This is a genomic window from Kineococcus anabasis (assembly GCF_054590795.1).
The window spans coordinates 150,763-171,546 of the sequence record NZ_BAAIHU010000009.1 but is presented as its reverse complement, the minus strand read 5'-3'; the positions used below and the strand labels follow the sequence as shown (position 1 = coordinate 171,546).

Annotated in this window: 19 protein-coding genes; 9 read left to right on the top strand and 10 right to left on the bottom strand. The window is 74.0% G+C overall.

Annotated features, from left to right (window positions below):
• Nucleotides 1–12: 12 nt before the first annotated feature.
• Genes ACYQBY_RS15325 through ACYQBY_RS15310 form a run of 4 tightly spaced genes read right to left on the bottom strand, consistent with a single transcriptional unit; the run spans nucleotide 13 to nucleotide 5,333 of the window.
• Nucleotides 13–1,272 carry a galactokinase gene (locus tag ACYQBY_RS15325; protein WP_459644743.1) on the bottom strand — a complete coding sequence of 420 codons (1,260 nt, stop codon included), beginning with the start codon at nucleotides 1,270–1,272 and terminating at the stop codon, nucleotides 13–15.
• A gap of 1 nt (nucleotide 1,273) precedes the next feature.
• Nucleotides 1,274–2,413: a galactose-1-phosphate uridylyltransferase gene (galT, locus tag ACYQBY_RS15320; RefSeq protein WP_459645100.1), complete on the bottom strand. Its 1,140-nt coding sequence runs from the start codon at nucleotides 2,411–2,413 to the stop codon at nucleotides 1,274–1,276.
• 44 nt (nucleotides 2,414–2,457) lie between these two features.
• Nucleotides 2,458–3,264 carry a DeoR/GlpR family DNA-binding transcription regulator gene (locus ACYQBY_RS15315; RefSeq protein WP_459645099.1) on the bottom strand — a complete coding sequence of 269 codons (807 nt, stop codon included), beginning with the start codon at nucleotides 3,262–3,264 and terminating at the stop codon, nucleotides 2,458–2,460.
• A gap of 5 nt (nucleotides 3,265–3,269) precedes the next feature.
• Nucleotides 3,270–5,333: a beta-galactosidase gene (locus ACYQBY_RS15310; RefSeq protein WP_459644742.1), complete on the bottom strand. Its 2,064-nt coding sequence runs from the start codon at nucleotides 5,331–5,333 to the stop codon at nucleotides 3,270–3,272.
• A 197-nt stretch (nucleotides 5,334–5,530) separates the two neighbouring features.
• On the opposite strand from ACYQBY_RS15310, the gene ACYQBY_RS15305 reads away from it, so the two are divergent.
• From ACYQBY_RS15305 to wsfD, 8 genes are all read left to right on the top strand, one after another.
• Complete coding sequence (locus tag ACYQBY_RS15305) at nucleotides 5,531–6,877, top strand: ABC transporter substrate-binding protein (RefSeq protein ID WP_459644741.1); 1,347 nt, start codon at nucleotides 5,531–5,533, stop codon at nucleotides 6,875–6,877.
• A gap of 22 nt (nucleotides 6,878–6,899) precedes the next feature.
• Nucleotides 6,900–7,853: a carbohydrate ABC transporter permease gene (locus tag ACYQBY_RS15300; RefSeq protein ID WP_459644740.1), complete on the top strand. Its 954-nt coding sequence runs from the start codon at nucleotides 6,900–6,902 to the stop codon at nucleotides 7,851–7,853.
• A complete protein-coding gene (locus tag ACYQBY_RS15295) occupies nucleotides 7,850–8,758 on the top strand; it encodes a carbohydrate ABC transporter permease (RefSeq protein ID WP_459644739.1) in 909 nt (302 codons plus the stop codon). Before ACYQBY_RS15300 ends, ACYQBY_RS15295 begins: the two co-directional genes overlap by 4 nt.
• On the top strand, nucleotides 8,755–11,721 hold the full coding sequence (locus tag ACYQBY_RS15290) for a glycoside hydrolase family 2 TIM barrel-domain containing protein (RefSeq protein ID WP_459644738.1): 2,967 nt from the start codon (nucleotides 8,755–8,757) through the stop codon (nucleotides 11,719–11,721). Before ACYQBY_RS15295 ends, ACYQBY_RS15290 begins: the two co-directional genes overlap by 4 nt.
• Nucleotides 11,722–11,753: 32 nt before the next feature.
• The gene (trpS, locus tag ACYQBY_RS15285; protein ID WP_459644737.1) at nucleotides 11,754–12,803 is read left to right on the top strand and encodes a tryptophan--tRNA ligase; all 1,050 of its coding nucleotides are present in this window, start codon (nucleotides 11,754–11,756) and stop codon (nucleotides 12,801–12,803) included.
• A complete protein-coding gene (locus ACYQBY_RS15280; protein WP_459644736.1) occupies nucleotides 12,800–13,357 on the top strand; it encodes a 2'-5' RNA ligase family protein in 558 nt (185 codons plus the stop codon). Before trpS ends, ACYQBY_RS15280 begins: the two co-directional genes overlap by 4 nt.
• A 61-nt stretch (nucleotides 13,358–13,418) precedes the next feature.
• Entirely contained in the window at nucleotides 13,419–14,513 is a 1,095-nt protein-coding gene (locus ACYQBY_RS15275; protein ID WP_459644735.1) for a YihY/virulence factor BrkB family protein, read from the top strand.
• Nucleotides 14,510–15,985, top strand: a complete 1,476-nt coding sequence (wsfD, locus tag ACYQBY_RS15270) for a glycan biosynthesis hexose transferase WsfD (protein ID WP_459644734.1) — start codon at nucleotides 14,510–14,512, stop codon at nucleotides 15,983–15,985. Before ACYQBY_RS15275 ends, wsfD begins: the two co-directional genes overlap by 4 nt.
• Here wsfD and ACYQBY_RS15265 read toward each other — a convergent pair.
• Both ACYQBY_RS15265 and ACYQBY_RS15260 read right to left on the bottom strand, forming a co-directional pair.
• Complete coding sequence (locus ACYQBY_RS15265) at nucleotides 15,957–16,349, bottom strand: type II toxin-antitoxin system VapC family toxin (RefSeq protein ID WP_459644733.1); 393 nt, start codon at nucleotides 16,347–16,349, stop codon at nucleotides 15,957–15,959. The genes wsfD and ACYQBY_RS15265 overlap by 29 nt on opposite strands.
• Nucleotides 16,336–16,566 carry a FitA-like ribbon-helix-helix domain-containing protein gene (locus tag ACYQBY_RS15260; RefSeq protein ID WP_459644732.1) on the bottom strand — a complete coding sequence of 77 codons (231 nt, stop codon included), beginning with the start codon at nucleotides 16,564–16,566 and terminating at the stop codon, nucleotides 16,336–16,338. The genes ACYQBY_RS15265 and ACYQBY_RS15260 overlap by 14 nt, the downstream gene beginning before the upstream one ends.
• A 119-nt stretch (nucleotides 16,567–16,685) precedes the next feature.
• Here ACYQBY_RS15260 and ACYQBY_RS15255 point away from each other — a divergent pair, with 119 nt between their 5' ends.
• Complete coding sequence (locus tag ACYQBY_RS15255; protein WP_459644731.1) at nucleotides 16,686–16,916, top strand: SCO4848 family membrane protein; 231 nt, start codon at nucleotides 16,686–16,688, stop codon at nucleotides 16,914–16,916.
• Nucleotides 16,917–16,999: 83 nt separating this feature from the next.
• Here ACYQBY_RS15255 and ACYQBY_RS15250 read toward each other — a convergent pair whose 3' ends face one another.
• The 4 genes from ACYQBY_RS15250 to sdhC are packed head-to-tail and all read right to left on the bottom strand — an operon-like array spanning nucleotide 17,000 to nucleotide 20,666.
• Nucleotides 17,000–17,872, bottom strand: coding sequence for a succinate dehydrogenase iron-sulfur subunit (locus tag ACYQBY_RS15250; RefSeq protein ID WP_459644730.1), 873 nt, complete (start codon nucleotides 17,870–17,872; stop codon nucleotides 17,000–17,002).
• Complete coding sequence (locus ACYQBY_RS15245; RefSeq protein WP_459644729.1) at nucleotides 17,872–19,725, bottom strand: FAD-binding protein; 1,854 nt, start codon at nucleotides 19,723–19,725, stop codon at nucleotides 17,872–17,874. The genes ACYQBY_RS15250 and ACYQBY_RS15245 overlap by 1 nt, the downstream gene beginning before the upstream one ends.
• A gap of 25 nt (nucleotides 19,726–19,750) precedes the next feature.
• Entirely contained in the window at nucleotides 19,751–20,230 is a 480-nt protein-coding gene (locus ACYQBY_RS15240; RefSeq protein WP_459644728.1) for a succinate dehydrogenase hydrophobic membrane anchor subunit, read from the bottom strand.
• 7 nt (nucleotides 20,231–20,237) lie between these two features.
• Nucleotides 20,238–20,666 (bottom strand): succinate dehydrogenase, cytochrome b556 subunit, encoded by a 429-nt coding sequence (gene sdhC, locus ACYQBY_RS15235; RefSeq protein WP_459644727.1) that lies wholly within the window; start codon nucleotides 20,664–20,666, stop codon nucleotides 20,238–20,240.
• Nucleotides 20,667–20,784: the final 118 nt, after the last annotated feature.

Here is a 20,784-nt window from a genome sequence, read left to right as displayed (position 1 = left end):
GGGCCTGCCGCCTCAGCTGTCGCGGCCGGCTCCTGCGGAGGGCAGGGCGGGCAGGAACTGCGGGGCGTCGAGCCCGGCCGCGGTGAACGCCGCGGCGACCTGCCCGGCGACGGCGTGCACGGCGCCGGCGCGGACCAGGGCGATGGCCGAGCCGCCGAAACCGCCGCCGGTCATGCGGGCGCCGAGGGCGCCTGCGGCGCGGGCGGTGTCCACGGCGAGGTCCAGCTCCCGGGAGGAGACGGCGTAGTCGTGGCGCAGGGACTCGTGGGAGGCATCCAGCAGGGGCCCGATCCCGCCGGCGCGCCCGGTGTCCAGGAGTTCCGCGGTGGCCCGCACGCGCTCGATCTCGGTGACGGCGTGGCGCACCCGGGCGCGGGTGGTCTCCTCGGGCAGCTCCGCCAGGGCGCCGTCGAGGTCGGCGAACGCGATGGCGCGCATGTCGGGGACGCCGAGCAGCTCGCAGGCCCGGGCCAGGGAGGCGCGGCGGGCGCCGTACTCCCCGTCGGCGTGGGAGTGGGAGGCGCGGGTGTCGATGACGAGCAGCGCCAGGCCCGCCGCGGCCAGGTCCAGGGCGATGTGGCGCACGGAGCCGTCGCGGCAGTCCAGCAGGATCCCGGAGCCCTCGTGGCAGCGCAGGGAGGCGGCCTGGTCCATCCCGCCGGTGGGGGCACCGGCGACCTCGTTCTCCGCGCGCACGCACGCCTGCGCCAGCCGTGCCCGCAGCGGGTCGGAGGCCACCGGGTCGGAGGTGTCCAGCCCGGCCAGGTCGGCCAGGGCGACGGCCACCGCACACTCCAGCGCCGCCGAGGACGACAGGCCCGAGCCCAGCGGCACGTGCCCGTCGACGAAGGCGTCGAAACCCCCCGCGAGGACCTGCCCGGTACCCTCCGGCGGGTCCTGGGCCAGGGCCCAGGGGACCCCGGCGACGTAGGCGACCCAGCCGTCCGGGCTGCCCGGCCCGACCTCGCCCAGCGGCCCCTCCCAGACCTGGTCGGCCTGGGCGGAGGCGATGCGGACCACCCCGTCGGTGCGGGGGGTCAGGGCCACGTAGGTGCGGTGTGGCAGGGCCAGCGGCAGGGCCAGCCCACCGGTGTAGTCCACGTGCTCGCCGATCAGGTTCACCCGGCCCGGCGCCGACCACACCCCGGCCGGGTCGCCGCCGTACGCGGCGCGGAAACCCCCGGCGGCGGCCGCCGCGGCCTCGGCGCGCGCGGGCGCCTCCAGGAACGCCGGTCCCTGCGTCGCGCCCTCGCGCGCCGTCGGCCCGCCCACGTCAGCCCACCTCCCGCAGCCGGGCGGCGACGCGCTCCGGGGTCGTGTCGTTGATCCACGCGGCCATGGCCGACTCGGCCCCCGCGAGGTACTTCAGCTTCCCCGGCGCCCGCAGCACGGAGAACAGCTGCAGGTGCAGCCGGCCGAGGTCCCGGTCGGTGCGGCTGGGCGCCTGGTGCCAGCCCGCGATGTAGGGCAGCGGCTCGGGGCCGGGGAAGTACCGGTCCAGCCGGCCCAGCACGTCCAGGTAGATCCCGGCCAGGTCGTCGCGCTCGGCGCCGGTCAGGGCCGGCAGGTCCGGCACGTCGCGGTGCGGGGCGAGGTGGACCTCCACGGGCCAGCGGGAGGCGGCCGGCACGTACGCCGTCCAGTGCTCGCTGCTCACCACGACGCGGGTGCCGGCGCGGCGCTCGGCGTCCAGCACGTCGCGGAACAGGTTGCGCCCCGTGGCGTCGCGGTGCCTGCGGGCCATCTCCAGGGTCCGCGCCGCCCTGGGCGGCACGAACGGGAAACCGTAGATCTGCCCGTGCGGGTGGGGCAGGGTCACCCCGATCTCCTTGCCGCGGTTCTCGAAGACGAACACGTACTCCACCTCCTCCATCGCGCCCAGGGCCTGCGTGCGGTCCGCCCACGCCTCGATGACGGTGCGGGCGCGGTGCCGGGGGAGCGAGCCGAAGGAGCCGGTGTGCTCGGGGGAGAAGCAGATGACCTCGGTGCGCCCGGTCGCCGGGCGCACGGGCCACAGCTCCTCGCCGTCCACCAGGGAGGGCTCCCCGCCGATGCGGGTGGAGAAGGAGGGGAAGCGGTTCTCGAAGACCACCACGTCGTAGGAGGACTCGGCGATCTCGGTGGGGAAGCCGCCGGGCGCCGTGGGGGCCAGGGGGTCCTGGTCGGGCGGCGGCATGAAGGTGCGGTCGTTGCGGTGGGAGGCCATCGCGATCCACTCGCCGGTCAGCGGGTCGTAGCGGACCTGCGAGCCGCCGGCGACGACCTCCTCCGCCGGCGGCAGCGGGCGGGTGTCCACCGCCTCGCGGCGTGCGGCGCCGGACAGGTACGGCTCGGAGTCGTCGAAGTAGACGATCTCCCGCCCGTCCGCCATCCGCCGCGACGTCCGGCGCACCGGGTGGCTGCCGCCGAGCATCTCGCCCTCCGGCGGCCCACCGGCCGGGTGGGTGGTGTTCGTGCTCACGATCCGTCCTCCTCGTCGTGCGTGTCCTCGGGCGCCCCGGCCAGCAGCAGCCGGCCGGTGCGCTCCCTGGCGGCCTCGCGCGCGTCCCCCGGCAGCGCCGGGTCGCTCACGAGCACGTCCACCTCGTCCAGGGCGGCGATGGTGCTGAGGCCGACGACGCCCCACTTGGTGTGGTCGGCGACGACGACGACGGAGCCGGCCGACGCCATGAGCGCGCGGTCGGTCTCCCCCTCGACGAGGTTCGGGGTGGTCAGCCCGGCGTCGGCGTGCAGCCCGTGCACGCCGAGGAACAACCAGTCCACGTGCAGGGACTGCAGGCTGCGCACCGCCACCGGCCCGACGAGGGCGTCGGAGGGGGTGCGCATCCCGCCGGTGAGGATCACCGTGCGGTCGCGGCGCTCGGGGTCGTGCAGCACGTCCGCGACCCGCGGGGAGTTCGTCACGACCGTCAGGTCGCGGACCTCCAGCAGCGCGCGGGCGACCTCCACGGTGGTGGTGCCCGCGGACAGCGCCACGGAGGCCCCCGGGCTCACGAGGGAGGCGGCGGCCCGGCCGATGGCCTGTTTCTCCGCGGTCTGCAGGGCGGACTTCGCGGCGAAACCCGGTTCCTCGCTGCTGCGCCCCTCGGGGGTGGCGGCCCCGCCGTGGACGCGTGCGACGAGCCCGCGGCGGGAGAGCTGCCCGATGTCGCGCCGGATCGTCATGTCGGAGACGCCCAGGCGGTCGACGAGGTCGGAGACCCGCACGGCACCGTCGCGGCGCACGGCGTCGAGGATGAGGGCCTGGCGCTGGCGGGCGAGCACGGCGCTCACCGGCTGTTCGGCGGCGTGTCCTGCGCGCGGTCCTCGCGGACGACCGCGCAGCCGTACGGCCCGAGGGCGAGGCTGCCGCCGGTGTCCCGCCCGCCGACGAGGTCGTGCCCGGGGACCGCCACGACCTGCTCCTCGCCGGTGGGGTTCAGGACGAACAGCCACGAGCCGTCCGCCGAGCGGCGCCGCACCAGGTCGACGCCCGCGGGGGCGCCCTCCAGGACGGGGCGGACCCCGCCGGCGGCGAGGAGCCGCTCCAGCAGCGCGTCGGTGCCGGCGTCGTCCAGGTCGGTCGCGAGGTACCAGGCGGCACCGGGGCCGGTGGGGCGGCGGGTGAGCGCGGGGCTGCCGGCGGCCAGGCCCTCGGTGAACGAGGCCAGCACCTCCGTGCCGGGCTCGGCGCGGCCCAGCTCCGACCACACCGAGGCGGTGGAGCCGTCGTCGAGGACGGTGGTGGTGCCCGCGGGCAGCGGCGCGAACTCCTCCACGCGCACGCCGAGCAGGTCCCGGAAGGCGCCCGGGTACCCGCCGAGGCGGACCCTGCCGTCGGGGTCGAGCACGCCGGAGAACCAGGTGACGAGGACCTGCGCGCCGGCCCCGGCCGCGGCGGCGACGGCCCGCGCGGTGTCGTCGGAGACCAGGTGCAGGGTGGGGACCAGGACGACCCGGTAGCCGGCCAGCCGCTCGGCGAGGGTGCCGTCGTCGGCCCCGACGGTGAGGACGTCGGCCGTGACGTGGCGGGCGCGCAGGCGGCGGTGCAGGGACAGCGCCAGGTCGAGGTAGCGCACCTCCTCGCTGGGGGTGGGGCCGTCCAGGGGCTCCACGGCCCACCAGGACTCGTAACCCACCAGGATCGCGACGTCGGCCTCCACCCGGGAGCCGCGGACCTCCGCGATGCGCTGCAGGGCACCGCCGAGCTGCACGGTCTCCCGCCAGATCTTCGTGTCGGTCCCGGCGTGCGGCAGGAGCGCGGAGTGCCACTTCTCGGCCCCGCCGGCGGAGGCCCGCCACTGGAAGAAGCACGCCCCGTCCGAGCCGCGGGCGACGTGGGAGAGGGAGTCCAGCACGAGCTGGCCGGGCAGCTTGGGGATGTTCACGGGCTGCCAGTTGACCGCCGAGGTGGAGTGCTCCATCAGCAGCCACGGCTCCCCGCCGGCGAGGCCGCGCGTCCAGTCGGCGGAGAACGCCAGCTCCGCGCGCGGGTCGGTCGTGGGGTTCGGCGGCCGCTGCAGCAGGTAGTGGTCGGTGGAGACGACGTCCTGCTCGCGCGCCCAGCGGCCGTAGTCCATGTCCCGGGTGTGCGTGGCCACCATGAAGTTCGTGGTGACGGGGACGTCGGGGGTGGTGCGGCGCAGCACGTCCTTCTCCGCGACGTGCTGGGCGAGCAGCGCGTCGGAGGAGAACCGGTCGAAGTCCAGCAGCTGGGTGGGGTTGGGGAAGGTCGTGCTGGTGGCGGGCGCCTGCACCTGCTCGAAGGAGGTGTACCCCTGGGACCAGAAGCGGGTGGACCAGGCCTCGTTGAGCGCCTCGACGCTGCCGTAGCGGGCGTGCAGCCAGCGGCGGAAGGCGGCGGCGGAGACCGGGCAGTAGCAGCGGGAGTTGTGGCAGCCGATCTCGTTGTTGACGTGCCACAGGCGCAGCGCGGGGTGCTCGCCGTAGCGCTCGGCCATCCGCTCGACGAGCGCGACGGAGTGCTCCCGGTAGACGGGGGAGCTGGGGCAGTAGGACTGCCGGCTGCCGAACGTGGCGCGCCGGCCCTGGGAGTCGACGGGCAGGACCTCGGGCCAGCGCTCGCTCATCCACGGGGGCGGGGAGGCGGTGGCCGTGGCCAGGCACACGCCGATGCCCTCGGCGTGCAGGCCGTCGAGGACGCGGTCGAGCCAGCCGGCCTCGAAGCGGCCGGGCTCGGGCTCCAGCAGCGCCCAGGAGAAGATCCCGACGCTGACGAGGGTGACGCCGGCCTCGCGCATGAGGCGGCGGTCCTCCGCCCAGACCTCCTCGGGCCACTGCTCCGGGTTGTAGTCGCCCCCGAAGGCCAGGGCCGGGCCGTTCCAGTTCCGCACGGGGCGAGCATGACGGCAGCCCTGCTCAGAAGTCAACAACACCGAACACGAAGCGGCGACACGCACTGAGCGTTTGTGCGCGGTTGCTTGACAGTGCTGGTGATCCGGATGACGCTGCCACCCGTTCAGCGCAGTCCGCGGACGTTCCGCCGCAGCCGGTGGGCGGTCCGTGGCCGGAGCCCGACGAAGGAGTCGCGATGTCCCGCCCCAGCACCGAGGCCGAGCACCTGGCCCGGCTCCTGCCCGCCTCGGTCGCGGCCACCCGCCCGAGCACGTCCCTGCCGCGCCGCTCCCTGCTGCGCGGCGGCCTCCTCGCCGCCGGCGCCCTCGGTGTGCCCGGCCTGCTCGCCGCCTGCGGCGACGCCGGCAGCGGCTCGGGCTCCGCACCCGTCACCCTCGGCTCCAACGCCTCCGACGAGGTGCCGAAGAAGGTCATGGCCGCGCTGGTGGCCGACGCGAAGGCGAAGCAGGGCGTCGACGTCAGGATCAACACCATCGAGCACGAGACGTTCCAGAACAACATCAACAACTACCTGCAGGGCAGCCCCGACGACGTCTTCACCTGGTTCGCCGGCTTCCGCATGCGCTTCTTCGCCGAGAAGGGCCTCGCCGGCGACCTCAGCGACGTCTGGGCCGACCTCAGCGGCTACGGCGACGCCTTCGAGGAGGCCGCCACCGGCTCCGACGGCAAGCAGTACATCGTCCCCACCAGCTACGGCCCCTGGGCGGTGTTCTACCGGAAGTCCCTCTGGGCCGAGCGCGGCTACCAGCCGCCGGCGACGCTGGAGGAGCTGAAGACCCTCGGCGCGCAGATGCAGCGCGACGGGATCGTCCCGATCGCCTTCGCCGACAAGGACGGCTGGCCGGCGATGGGCACCTTCGACCAGCTGGACATGCGCATCAACGGCTACGACTTCCACATCGGCCTCATGGCCGGGGAGGAGGCGTGGAACTCCCCGCAGGTCAAGGCGGTGTTCGAGACCTGGCGCGAGCTGCTGCCCCTGCACCAGGAGGCCGCCAACGGCCGGGAGTGGCAGGAGGCGGCCACCGCCGTCGTCAACCGCGAGGCCGGGATGATGCTCATCGGCTCCTTCATCGGCGAGCAGTGGCCCGACGCCGAGCAGGACGACCTCGACTTCTTCAACTTCCCCGAGGTGGACCCCGCCGTCGGCGCCGACGCCGTCGAGGCCCCCATCGACGGGTTCATGCTCTCCAAGCGCCCGCGCAACGAGGAGGGCGCCCGGAAGCTGCTCGCCTACCTCGGCACCGGGGACGCCGGGACGGTCATGTCGAAGGCGAACCCCTCCCTGATCGCCGCGAACACGGGGACCGACACCGGCGGCTACACCGCCCTGCAGAAGAAGTGCGTGGAGTACGTCAGCAGCGCGGGCTCGATCTCGCAGTTCATGGACCGCGACACCCGGCCGGACTTCGCCTCCACCGTCATGATCCCCGCGATCCAGGACTTCATCGACGACCCGGCCGACATCGACGGGCTGCTGAACTCCATCGAGAGCCAGAAGAAGAGCATCTTCGGCTCCTGACCGGCCGAGCGAGGAGACGGGTGTGAGCGACAACCTCCCCGGGAGGGCCGCCGTCCGCGCGGACCCCGCCCCGCGGGCCGCCGGCCGGGCCGTCCCCGGCAGGCCGGTGCGGCGGCTCAGCGGCTCCGACCGCGTCGTGGTCGCCTTCATGGTGGGGGTGCCCGCGCTCGTCGTCGTCGGGCTGGTCTGGCTGCCGGCGATCGCGTCGGTGCTGCTGTCCTTCACCCGCTGGGACGGCATCGGCGGCCTGGGCAGCATCGAGTTCCACGGGCTGCAGAACTACGTGGACATCTTCACCAACTACCCGCCGTTCTGGCCGGCGGTGCGGCACAACGCCGCCTGGCTGGCCGCCCTCTTCCTCGTGGGCACCCCCCTCGGCATCCTCTTCGCCGTCCTCGTCGACCGGGAGCTGCGGGGCAGCCGCTTCTACCAGACCGCCCTCTACGTACCCGTCGTGCTCTCCCTGGCCCTCGTCGGGTTCGTCTGGCAGCTGCTGTACTCCCGCGACCAGGGCCTGATCAACGCCGTCCTGGGCACCCGCATCGACTTCTTCGGCGACCGGGACTGGAACCTGTGGGCCGCGATCGTCGCGACGGGGTGGACGCACGTCGGCTACATCATGGTGCTGTACCTGGCGGGCCTGAAGGGCGTCGACCCGTCCCTGAAGGAGGCGGCGCAGGTGGACGGCGCCGGTGCGGTGCAGACGTTCTTCCGCGTCGTCCTGCCCGTGATGCGCCCCGTCAACGTCATCGTCCTCGTCGTGACCGTCATCAACTCGCTGCGCGCCTTCGACATCGTCTGGGTCATCAACCGGGGCACGAACGGCCTGGAGCTGATCGCCGCGCTCGTCACGCAGAACATCCTCGGCGAGGCCAGCCGCATCGGCTTCGGCTCCGCCCTGGCGACGATCATGCTGGTCGTCTCGATGGTGTTCATCACCGTCTACCTGCGCATCGTCTTCCGGGAGGAGCGTTGACCCCGACCACCGCCGCGGCGCCCGCAGCCGTCACCCCCGCGCGCACCGCCCGGCCCGCCCGGGGCCGCGACCGCCTCGTCGTGGTCTTCCTGCTGCTGGCGTCCCTGGCCTGGCTCTTCCCGCTGGCGTGGGCCTTGTACAACTCCTTCCGCGACTACTCCTTCACCCAGGCCAACGGCTACGTGTCGTTCGGGGGCTTCACGCTCGCCAACTTCGCGGACGCCTGGCAGGGCAGCGGGCTGGGGCGCTACTTCCTCAACTCGGTGATCATCACCGTGCCGGCGGTGCTGCTCACCCTGCTGCTGTCCTCCGCCGTGGCGTTCGTCCTGGCGCGGTTCCGCTTCCGGTACGACGTCGCGCTGCTGGGCCTGTTCACCGCCGCCAACCTCCTGCCGCCGCAGGCGCTGCTCATCCCGCTCTACCGGTTCTTCCTCGCCGTCGAGGTGCCGTACTGGTTCAGCTACTCGGGGTCCCTGCTGGACACCTACTACGCGGTCATCGCCGTCAACGTCGCCTTCCAGACGGGCTTCTGCACCTTCGTGCTCAGCAACTACATGCGGACCCTGCCGTACGAGCTGTACGAGGCGGCGCAGGTCGACGGCGTGAGCATCTGGCGGCAGTACTGGCAGGTCACGATGCCCCTGTGCCGCCCAGCCCTCGCGGCGCTGGCGGTCCTGGAGGTCACGTGGATCTACAACGAGTTCTTCTGGGCGACCGTCCTGCTGCAGTCGGGGGACAAGTTCCCCATCACCAGCGCCCTGAACAACCTCCGCGGCCAGTACTTCACGGACTACAACCTGCTCTCGGCCGGGTCGGTCCTCATCGCGCTGCCGACGGTCCTGGTGTTCTTCGCCCTGCAGCGGCACTTCGTCTCCGGCCTGGCGCTGGGGGCGACGAAGGGATGAGCACCGGGCCCTGGTACGAGGAGCACTTCCCCGTGCGGGGTGTGCTGCCCGCGCGGGCGTGGCTGCGCTCGGACGCCCCGCGGCTGGACCTCTCGGGCCGCTGGCGCTTCCGCCTCTCGCCGCGCGCGGACGTCCCGCCCGACTTCACCGACCCGGCGTTCGACGACGGCTCGTGGGACACCCTCGCGGTGCCGGGGCACTGGCAACTGCAGGGGGAGGGCCGCTACGGCGCGCCCGCCTACACGAACGTGACCTACCCGTTCCCCGTCGACCCCCCGCACGTGCCCGACGAGAACCCCACCGGTGACCACCGCCGGACGTTCCGCGTCCCGGCGGGCTTCGCCGGTGCGGGCGGGCGCGCGGTGCTGCGCTTCGAGGGGGTGGACTCCGCGTTCGCCGTGTGGCTGAACGGTCTGGAGCTGGGCCGGTCCGTGGGCAGCCGCCTGCCCGTGGAGCTCGACGCCACCGGCGCGCTGCGCGAGGGGGACAACGTGCTGGCGGTGCGGGTGCACCAGTGGTCCTCCGGCAGCTACCTGGAGGACCAGGACATGTGGTGGCTGTCCGGGATCTTCCGCGAGGTCACCCTCCTGGCCCGGCCCGCGGGCGGCGTGGAGGACGTGTTCGTCCACGCCGGCTACGACGCGGCCTCGGGCGGTGGCCTGCTCCGGGTGGAGGCGCTCACCCGCGACGGGGCACGGGCGCGTCTGCTCGTGCCGGAGCTCGGGATCGACGCCGGGTGCGGTGGGGACGTGGCGCTCGAGGTGGTGGAGCCGTGGTCGGCGGAGGTGCCGCGCCTGTACGACGCCGAGGTCGTCACGACCACCGAGCGGGTCCGGCTGCGGATCGGCTTCCGCACGGTCGCCGTCGTGGACGGGGTGTTCACCGTCAACGGCGTCCCGGTGCGGCTGCGCGGGGTGAACCGGCACGAGTTCTCCCCCGACCGCGGGCGGGCGGTGACGGAGGAGGAGGTGCTCGCCGACGTGCTGCTGATGAAGCGGCACAACGTCAACGCCGTCCGCACCAGCCACTACCCGCCGCACCCGCGCTTCCCGGAGCTGTGCGACGAGCACGGCCTGTGGGTCGTCGACGAGTGCGACCTGGAGACCCACGGCTTCTGGCTGGTGGACTGGCGGGGCAACCCCTCGGACGACCCCCGCTGGGCGGAGGCGATGCTCGACCGGATGCGCCGCACCGTCGAGCGCGACAAGAACTCCCCGTCGGTTGTGATGTGGTCGCTGGGCAACGAGAGCGGCCGGGGCCGCAACCTGGAGGCGATGGCCGCCTGGACGCGCGGGCGGGACTCCTCGCGCCTCGTGCACTACGAGCACGACCGGGACAGCCCCTCCGTCGACGTCTACAGCCGCATGTACGCCTCGCACGCCGAGGTCGCGGCGATCGCCACCCGCACCGAGGAGCCGCTGGCGGACCCGGTGCTGGACGCGCGGCGGCGCGCCATGCCGTTCGTGCAGTGCGAGTACGCCCACGCCATGGGCAACGGACCCGGCGGCCTGGTGGAGTACCAGGAGCTGTTCGAGTCCTCCGACCGCTGCGCGGGCGGGTTCGTGTGGGAGTGGATCGACCACGGCCTGCGGCAGCGGGACGCGCAGGGCCGCGAGCGCTGGGCGTACGGCGGCGACTTCGGCGAGGAGGTCCACGACGGCAACTTCGTCGCCGACGGCCTGCTGTTCCCCGACCGCACCCCCTCACCCGGCCTGCTGGACCTCGCCGCCGTCATCGCCCCGGTCCGGTTCGTGCCCGACCCGGGCGACCCCGCGCGGCTGACCCTGCTCAACCGCCACGACGTGCGCGACCTGTCCCACCTGCGGCTGCTGTGGACGGTGGAGGACGAGGGGTCCGTCGTGGCGGAGGGCGAGCTGCCCGTGCCGCCGGTGGGCCCGCGCTCGGCCGCGGTGCTCGACGTGCCCGCCGAGGTCCGCCACGCGGCGCCGCCGGAGCCGTTCGTGGAGCGGTGGCTGACCGTGCGGGCGGTCCTGCGGGAGGACACCCCCTGGGCACCCGCCGGGCACGTCGTCGCCGCCGGGCAGCTGCGGCTGCCCGGCGGGGAGGGCACCGTCTCCCTCGCCGGCGGCCCGCCCCTCGTGCGGCGCGGCCCGGACCTGCTGCTCGGGCCGGGCACCTTCGACGCGCGCACCGGCGACCTGCTCGACCTCGGGGGCGTGGCCGTCGGCGCACCCCGGCTGGACGTGTGGCGGGCGCCGACCGACAACGACGCCGGCCACCACGGCGAGCCGGTGGCCGCCGCCTGGCGGGCGTTCGGGCTGCACCGGCTGCGACACCGCACCCTCGCCGTGGAGCAGCGCGACTCCCGTCTCCTCGTGCGCTCCCGGGTGGCCCCCGCCGGGACGGACGCCGGGTTCGACGTCACCTGGGGGTGGTCCTCCCTCGGCGCCCGCTCCCTGGCGCTGCACCTCGCGGTGGACCCGTACGGCGACGTGCCCGCGCTGCTGCCCCTCGTGGGGCTGCGCCTGAGCCTGCCGCGGGAGCTGTCGCACGTCCGCTGGTTCGGCCGGGGCCCGGGGGAGTGCTACCCCGACACCGGCGCCGCCACCCTCGTCGGCCGCTTCCGCTCCGACGTCGACGCGATGCAGACGCCCTACGTCCTGCCGCAGGAGAACGGCCGCCGCGCCGACGTGCGCTCCGCGGAGATCACCGACGCCACCGGCCGCGGCGTGCGCGTCGAGGCGCACCCGGGCGTGCGCGCGGCCGGCGGCGGCTTCGGTCTGACCGTGCGCCGCTGGACCTCCGAGGCCCTCGACGCCGCCCGGCACACCGCGGAGCTCGCCGACTCGGGGGCCGTCCGGGTGACGCTGGACGCCGGGCAGCACGGCATCGGCTCCGGCTCCTGCGGGCCGGCGACCCTGCCGCAGCACCACCTGCGGGCTGCACCGGTGCGCCTGTCGCTGGTCCTGCGGCCCGTGCACGGTGGTGGAGAGGTGCGGTGAGCACCCCCGGCACGGCTGGCAGGATGGGCGCCATGCCCGAGCACGCCCCCTCCGCAGCCTCCGCCGGTGCAGACCTCCGCCGGCCCCGCATCCTCTCGGGCATGCAGCCCACGTCGGACTCGCTGCACCTGGGCAACTACCTGGGGGCGCTGACCCAGTGGGTGGCGCTGCAGGACGAGCACGAGGCGCTGTACTGCGTGGTGGACCTGCACGCGCTGACCGTCTCGCCGGAGCCTGCGGCGCTGCGCGAGCGCATCCGGCGCACCGCCGCGCAGTACCTCGCCGCGGGCGTGGACCCGGAGCGCTCCACCCTCTTCGTGCAGAGCCACGTGCCCGAGCACGCGGAGCTGGCGTGGCTGCTGGGCTGCCTCACCGGCTACGGCGAGGCCAGCCGGATGACGCAGTTCAAGGACAAGTCCGCCAGGCAGGGCGCCGAGGGCACCACCGTGGGCCTGTTCACCTACCCGGTGCTCATGGCGGCCGACATCCTGCTCTACCAGGCGGCGCGCGTGCCCGTGGGGGAGGACCAGCGCCAGCACCTGGAGCTGACCCGCGACCTGGCGCAGCGGTTCAACTCCCGCTACGGCCGCACCTTCACGGTGCCCGAGCCGCACATCCTGAAGGAGACCGCGAAGATCTACGACCTGCAGGACCCGACGGCGAAGATGAGCAAGACGTCCTCCTCGCCGGCGGGCATCGTGGAGCTGCTCGAGGACCCGAAGGTCACCGCGAAGAAGATCCGCTCGGCCGTCACCGACACCGGCCGGGAGGTCCGCTACGACCCGGTGGACAAGCCGGGCGTGTCCAACCTCCTCGCGATCCACGCCGCCCTGTCCGGCTGCGGCGTGCCGGAGCTGGAGGCGGACTTCGCCGGCCGCGGCTACGGGGACCTGAAGAAGGAGCTCGCCGAGGTCGTCACGAACGCCCTGGGGCCCGTGCGCGAGCGCACCCTGGAGCTGCTGGCGGACCCGGCCACCCTCGACGAGCTGCTGGCCGAGGGGGCCCGCCGCGCCCGCGCCATCGCCTCCGAGACGCTGGCGCTCGCCTACGACCGCGTGGGCCTGCTGGCGGCCGGGAGGTGAGCGCGGCCGGTCCGTCCAGCGGCGCGGCCGCCGGCACCATCGGGATCGCCGTGCCCGTGCCGCCGCCCTACGACGCGGAGCTGACCCGCTGGCGCAGCGAGTTCGGCGACCCCCTCGCCGACCGCATCCCCCCGCACGTGACGCTGCTGCCGCCGACGCTGCTGCGGCACGAGGACCTCGCCGCGGTGCGCACGCACCTGCGGGCGGTGGCGGAGGCGGGCGCGCCCTTCCCGATGCACCTGCGCGGCACGGCGACGTTCCGGCCGGTGTCCCCGGTGGTGTTCGTGCAGCTCGCGCGGGGCATCTCGGAGTGCGAGCTGCTGGAGGCCGCCGTGCGCGGCGGCCCGCTGCAGCGGGAGCTGGTCTTCCCGTACCACCCGCACGTGACCGTCGCGCACGACGTGGACGACGGGGCGCTGGACCGGGCGGAGCAGACCCTGCGGAACTGGGAGGCCAGCTTCACCGTCACGGGCTTCTGCCTGTACGAGCACGGCGACGACGGCATCTGGCGGGTGCGCGAGGAGTTCAGGTTCCCCGTCGCGCTGCGCGGGTAGTCGTCCCACAGCCACAGCCACCGCGCACGCGGACGGCAGGGCACCCGGAGAGGTGGAGGCGATGACGTCCGCGAAGGAGCAGGCCGCGGCGGCCGTGGAGACGGTGAAGGCGTCGCACCCCGTGCGCGCCTACAACCGCTACTCCGAGGTCCGCGGCAACGTGCTCGCCGGGGGCATCGCGTACTTCGCGTTCTTCTCCCTCTTCCCCGCCCTCGCGGTGGGCCTGAGCTTCCTCGGCTCCACGCTGCGCGGGCAGCCGCAGCTGGTCGAGGGCATCGTCGAGGGGGTCAACTCCTACCTGCCGGGGCTGCTGCACCCGGGCACCTCCTCCGGCGTGGACCAACCCGGCATCTACGTCGACGACTGGCTGCGGCGCGACGTGCTGGGCGTCGTCGCCAGCGTCGGCCTGGTCACCCTGCTGATCACCGGCCTGGGCTGGATGGACGCCCTGCGGCAGAGCGTGCGCGCCGTCTTCGGCGACGACGCCGGCGGCGGCAACGTCGTGGTGCTCAAGCTCTACGACATCGCCGTGTTCCTGGTGATCGGGCTGGGCCTGCTGGTCTCCGTGCTCTCCGTCGTGGCCAGCACGGCCGCCGCCGACTTCGTCCTGGGCCTGCTCGGGGTGGAGGGCTCCCCGGTGGGCCGGGCGCTGCTGCGCGGGCTGGGGATCTTCGTGCCCCTCGTGGTGGACACCGCCCTGTTCCTGGCGGTGTTCCGGCTGATGCCCGGTGCGGACGTGCCGCTGCGGGACCTCTTCTCCGGGGCCGTCATCGGCGGGGTGGGCCTGGGGATCCTCAAGCAGATCGGCACCCAGGTCGCCTCCCGCAGCGCGGACAACCCGTTCCTGCAGGCGGCGGCCAGCCTGGTCGTGATCCTGGTCCTGATGAACCTCATCGGCCGGCTCACCCTCTTCGCCGCGGCGTGGGCGGCCACCAACGCCGAGGAGCACGGCACCCTCCACGCCCCCCAGGAGCAGCAGGCCCGCACCTTCCACGGGGCGCACCGCGCCCCGCCGCCCGCGCGCCCGCACGACCACACCACCCTGGCGGCGGGCCTGCTGCTCGGCGCGGTCGGCACCAGCGCGGTGCTCGGGGCGCGCCGGGCCGCGGGCCTGGCGGCGGGGGCGCTGGTCTCGGTGCTGCGCCGGCGGCGGTGAGGACGCTCCTCGCCGCCGCGCTGGGCGTGCTCGCGGCGGCGGCGGCCGCGGTGGTGCTCTTCGCCGGGGCCGACCTGGGTTTCGCGGACAACGGCGACGGGCAGCGCTTCACCTGCCGGCTCGGCATCGAGCCGACCCGCTCCCTCCAGCACGTCTCGGCGTGGTTCGAGCACCGGCCGGCGTCGGCGCAGGTCCGCGACTGGTGCGCGCTGCCCGGCACGCAGGCCCCGTCGTCGTGGGCGCTGCTGCTGCGCCCCGTCGTGGCGGCGGCCACGGCCCTGACCGGCGGGTACGACCTGCGCTGGACGGGGGTGCTGGTGTGCCTGCTCACCGGCGCCCTGTCCGCGACGGCCGTCCTGGCGTGGCGGGCGCGGGCGGTGACCGCGGTGCTGCTGACCGTGCCGCTGGTGCTGGTGGCGTGCGACACGACGTTCCTGGCGTACGCCTCCGCGCCCTACGCCGACGCGGGGGCCTTCCTGGCGCTGACGGCGTTCGTGGTGCTGCTGCTGCGGGCGGCGGGGCGCGGGGCCGCGCGCGGGCGGGACCTGCTGGCCCTGGGCGGTGCGGGGGTGGTGCTGGTGTCGGTGAAGGCGCAGGTGGTGACCCTGGTCGCGGTGGTGGTGGCGGTCCTGCTGGTGGAGGCGTGGCGGGCCCGGCGGGTGCCCGCGCGCGGGCGGGTCGCGGCCGGCTCCGCGGCGGCCGTGGCGGTGGTGGCGGCGGCGGGTGCGGTGCTGGCGGGGCAGGGCGGGGACTACTGGCGCACCAACCAGTACAACCTGCTGTTCGCGACGGTCCTGCACGACTCCCCGGACCCGGCGGGGACGCTGCGGGAGCTGGGGCTGGACCCGGCCCTGGCGCCCTTCGCGGGCACCCAGGTCTGGGACCCGGTCAACGCGCTCACCGCTGCCGGTTACCCCAGCGCGCACGCGGGGTTCGGCCGCGCGGACCTGCTGGCGCACTACGCGCGGCACCCGTCCCTGGCCCTGCCCCTGCTGGCGGAGGCCGCCGAGCAGCTCGCCGACCCACACGTGACGCGGCAGGCGGACACGGTGGTCCCCGAGGAGGAGCGGGCCGGGGCCCCGGCGCCGGGGCGGGGTCGCGCCGTGCACGGCGACGGTGCGGGGGCCGCGGTGCTGTCCGTGGTGGGCCCGGCGGGCTGGCCGGGGTTCGCCCTGCTGTGGGTGCTGGGCGCGGCGGCGGGGACGTGGCTGTGGCTGCGGGCGCGGGCGGCGCCGCTGCGGCAGTGGGGGGCGGCGCTCGCGGTGTGCGCGGCGTCCGGGGCGGTGCTCGCGGCGACCGCGGTGCTGGGCGACGGGTACGCCGACATCCGCAAGCACCTCGTGCACGCCGCGTACGCCACCGCGCTGGAGCTGGCGCTGCTGGCCGGCGGGGCGGTCGTGGCGGCGCTGCACCTGCGCGCGCGGAGGTCGCGGCCGCTCGCCGTCAGCGGAGCAGTTCCACCCGGCACGTGACACCGGGGGCCCCGGCGAGGCGGGCGTCGGCGGTGAGCAGCGGGACGTCCAGCGCCTCGGCGAGGGCGACGTAGGCCGCGTCGTACGCGGTGACGGTGTGGCGCAGTTCCCAGCAACGGGGCAGCAGCGCCCGGTGGCCGGCGCGGCGCAGGGGGATCTCCAGGAGGTCCAGCAGGGCGAGGTCGGCGCGCCGGGCGTCCAGCGCGCCGGAGGCGGTGCGCCGGCGCAGGACCGAGACGACCTCCAGGTCGATCAGTTCCGGCGCGGTGAGGACCTCACCGCGCAGGCGCGAGCGGGCCGTGTCCCCGTCGTCCCCGTCGTCGACCAGTGCGGGCGCCAGGACGCTGGCATCAACGACGATCACGGTCGTCGCGCACCGCCTCGGTCGACGCGGAGAAGGACAGCGTCCCACCGGCGCGGCCTCCGGCGCGGTCGAGCACCTCGTCCAGGGAGGGTGTGCTCGCCTCCTCGATGAGCTTGGCGAGCAGGTACTCCTGCAGCGAGCGGTGGGACATCGCCGCCCGCCGGCGCAGGACGGCGTGGACCTCGGCGGGTACGTCCTTGATCTGCACACTCGGCATGGCGCCATTCTGGCGCCAGTGGCGCCAGGCTGCAAGGAGCCGGCCACCGTGCCCGCCCACGCCCGGCCCCGCGCGGGGCCGGGCGTGGGCGGGCGCCGGCGCTGGGGGAGGATGGGCCCGTGGTGCTCACCCGCCGGACCAGTGGCTTCCTGATCGCCGTCGGCCTGTGGACGTGGTTCATCTGGCCGAACTTCCTGCGCAACATCTGGCGCGACGAGAGGTCCTTCGCGGACGGCGCCCCGCAGGCCTTCCTGCTCGTGCACCTCGTGCTCGTCGTCGTCAGCCTCGCCGTCGGCACCGCCATCGGGGTGCTCGGCGTACGCGGCTGGCGCCGGGCCCCGCGGACCTGAGGCGCCGGGCCCGGGCAGCCGAGGCACCGGGACGCGCGAGGGGCCCGGGGGCACGTGCCCCCGGGCCCCTCGTGGCGCCGGTGTCAGAGCTTGCGCGCGATGAGCGCCTGCTTGACCTCGCTGATCGCCTTGGTGATCTGGATGCCGCGCGGGCACGCCTCGGAGCAGTTGAAGATCGTGCGGCAGCGCCACACGCCCTCGCGGTCGTTGAGGATCTCCAGGCGCAGGTCCGAGCCCGCGTCCCGGCTGTCGAAGATGAACCGGTGCGCGTTGACGATCGCCGCCGGGCCGAAGTACTGCCCGTCCGTCCAGAACACCGGGCACGACGACGTGCACGCCGCGCACAGGATGCACTTGGTGGTGTCGTCGAAGCGCTCGCGGTCCGGCTGGGACTGCACCCGCTCGCGGGTCGGCTCGGCGCCGGAGGTGATGAGGAACGGCATGACCTCCCGGTAGGCCGCGAAGAACGGCTCCATGTCCACCACGAGGTCCTTCTCGATGGGCAGGCCCTTGATGGGCTCCACCACCACCGGCTTGGACACGTCGAGGTCCTTCAGGAGCGTCTTGCACGCCAGCCGGTTGCGGCCGTTGATGCGCACCGCGTCGGAGCCGCACACGCCGTGGGCGCAGGAGCGGCGGAACGTCAGCGAACCGTCGATCTCACCCTTGATCTTGTGCAGGGCGTCGAGCACGCGGTCCGTGCCGTACATGGTGACCGTGTAGTCCTCCCAGTGCGGCTCGGTGTCCTGCTCCGGGTTGTACCGGCGCAGCCGCATGGTGACGTCGAAGGACGGGATGCCGCCGTGCCCGTCGGTGCCGCGCTCCTCGCGCGGCTTCGCACCACCGGGGCCCGCGTGGGCGGCGTCGGCCGACTTCGCGGGGCCGGCCGCGGCGTTCGTCTCGAGCGGGCCCTCCTCCGTGGTGGAGCGGGCCTCGGGTTCGCGGTCGGGTGCCATCAGTACTTGCGCTCCATCGGCTGGTAACGGGTCTGCACGACCGGCTTGAAGTCCAGGCGGTTCACGAGCCCGCCGTCCGCGCCCTGCTCGCGGTAGATCATCGTGTGCCGCATGAAGTTCACGTCGTCGCGGTGCGGGTGGTCCTCGCGGAAGTGCCCGCCGCGGGACTCCTTGCGCTCCAGCGCGCCGAGGCAGATGACCTCCGCCAGGTCCAGCAGGAAGCCCAGCTCCACCGCCTCCAGCAGGTCGGTGTTGTACCGCTTCCCCTTGTCCTGCACGACCACGCGGGAGTAGCGCTCCTTGAGGCGGTCGATGTCGCTGAGGGCCTGCTTCAGGGTGGTCTCGGTGCGGAACACCTGGGCGTTGGCGTCCATCGTGTCCTGCAGCGCCTGCCGGATCGCCGCCGGGCGCTCGCCCGTCGCGCGGTTGCGCATCCCCTCCAGCAGCGCCACCGTCTCCGTCGCCGGCGCCTCGGGCAGCGCCACCCAGTCGGCGCGGACGGCGTACTCGGCGGCGGCGATGCCCGCCCGCTTGCCGAAGACGTTGATGTCCAGCAGGGAGTTCGTGCCCAGGCGGTTCGAGCCGTGCACGGAGACGCACGCCACCTCGCCGGCCGCGTACAGGCCCGGCACGACGGTCGTGTTGTCGCTGAGCACCTCGGCGTTGACGTTCGTCGGCACCCCGCCCATCGCGTAGTGCGCGGTGGGGTAGACGGGCACCGGCTCGGTGTACGGCTCCACCCCCAGGTAGGTGCGGGCGAACTCCGTGATGTCGGGGAGCTTGGCGTCGATGTGGGCCGGCTCCAGGTGCGTCAGGTCCAGCAGCACGTAGTCCTTGTTCGGGCCGGCGCCGCGCCCCTCCCGCACCTCGTTGGCCATCGAGCGGGCCACGATGTCGCGCGGCGCGAGGTCCTTGATGGTGGGGGCGTAGCGCTCCATGAACCGCTCGCCCTGGGCGTTGCGCAGGATGCCGCCCTCACCGCGCGCGGCCTCCGACAGCAGGATCCCCAGGCCCGCCAGGCCCGTCGGGTGGAACTGGAAGAACTCCATGTCCTCCAGCGGCAGCCCGCGGCGGTAGGCGATGGCCATGCCGTCGCCGGTGAGGGTGTGCGCGTTGGAGGTGGTCTTGTAGACCTTCCCGGCCCCGCCGGTGGCGAACACCACGGCCTTGGCCTGGAAGACGTGGATCTCCCCGGTGGCCAGCTCGTACGCCACGACCCCCGAGACCCGCTTGCCCGCGGGGACGCCCGCCACGGGGCCGCCGTCCACGCCGCTCTCCTGCGAGCCGCCCTCCGGGCGCTCCTCCATGCCCTCGATCTCCGCGCCGGTCCGCGCGTCGGCCGCGTCGACGAGCAGCAGGTCCAGGACGTAGAACTCGTTGAAGAACTCCACCTGGTGCTTCACGCACTGCTGGTAGAGGGTCTGCAGGATCATGTGGCCGGTGCGGTCCGCAGCGAAGCAGGAGCGGCGCACCGCGGCCTCGCCGTGGTTGCGGGTGTGCCCGCCGAAGCGTCGCTGGTCGATGCGGCCCTCGGGCGTGCGGTTGAACGGCAGGCCCATCTTCTCCAGGTCCAGGACCGCGTCGATGGCCTCCTTGCACATCACCTCCGCGGCGTCCTGGTCGACGAGGTAGTCGCCGCCCTTGACGGTGTCGAAGGTGTGCCACTCCCAGTTGTCCTCCTCCACGTTGGCCAGGGCGGCGCACATGCCGCCCTGTGCCGCACCGGTGTGGGAGCGCGTGGGGTACAGCTTCGTCAGGACGGCGGTGCGGGCGCGCTGGCCCGCCTCCAGGGCGGCCCGCATGCCCGCGCCGCCGGCGCCGACGATGACGACGTCGTACTTGTGCGTCTGCATGGGCTGGTGCCTCTCTCGGGACGGGTCAGCTACCGCTGCGGCAGACCGCCAGCGTGGACGCCGGGTCGGTGCAGGGGTCGAACGTGAAGATGACCAGGGTGCCGAGGACCAGCACGAGCGTCGTGGCCGTGTAGAGGCCCATCTTCAGCCAGAAGCGGGTGGCGTCCCGCTCGGCGTAGTCGTTGATGATGGTGCGCACGCCGTTGGTGCCGTGCAGCTGCGCCAGCCACAGCATGATGAGGTCCCAGGTCTGCCAGAACGGGCTGGACCACTTGCCGGCGACGAAGCCCCAGTCGATCTGGTTGATGCCCTGCCCGGCCACCATGTTGACCCACAGGTGGCCGAAGACCATGACGAGCAGCAGCACGCCGGACATGCGCATGAACAGCCAGCCGTACAGCTCCCAGTTCGTCCGGGTGGCCTTGCTGCGGCGGTAGGGGGAGCGCGGCGCCTCCAGGGCGGGGGCGTAGCCGCCGGTGCCCGAGGTGTCGGTCGGAGAGCTCATGGGGACCTCAGTGGCCGAAGACGAAGGTGAGGTGGCGGATCGAGAAGGGGACCATCAGCACGGTGAAGAGCACCATGACGCCCCAGAAGAGCTGGCGCTGGTAGCGGGTGCCCTTGGACCAGAAGTCGACGAGCACCAGGCGGATCCCGTTGAGCGCGTGGAACACCACGGCACCCACGAGGCCGAGCTCGCCGACGCCCATCACGGGGTTCTTGTACTGCCCGATGACCGCGTCGTACGCCTCCGGGGAGATGCGCACCGTGGCGGTGTCCAGGACGTGCACGAAAAGGAAGAAGAAGATCGCCACGCCGCTGATGCGGTGCGCGACCCAGGACCACATCCCCTCCCGCCCCCGGTACAGGGTACCGACGGGCTTCTTCGGGCCGCCCTGCTTCTTCGGGCCACCCTGCGCGGTGGGTGTGAGACTGGTGGCCACCGGTGTCCTCCCTCGAGGTTCGTGGGCGCCTGACCGCGGTGGGGAACCCGCACGGGAACGGCAGCGTCCTGTGAATATCGTAGGCACCGGGGTGCCCGCGGTCCCCCCGAGAGGGGCC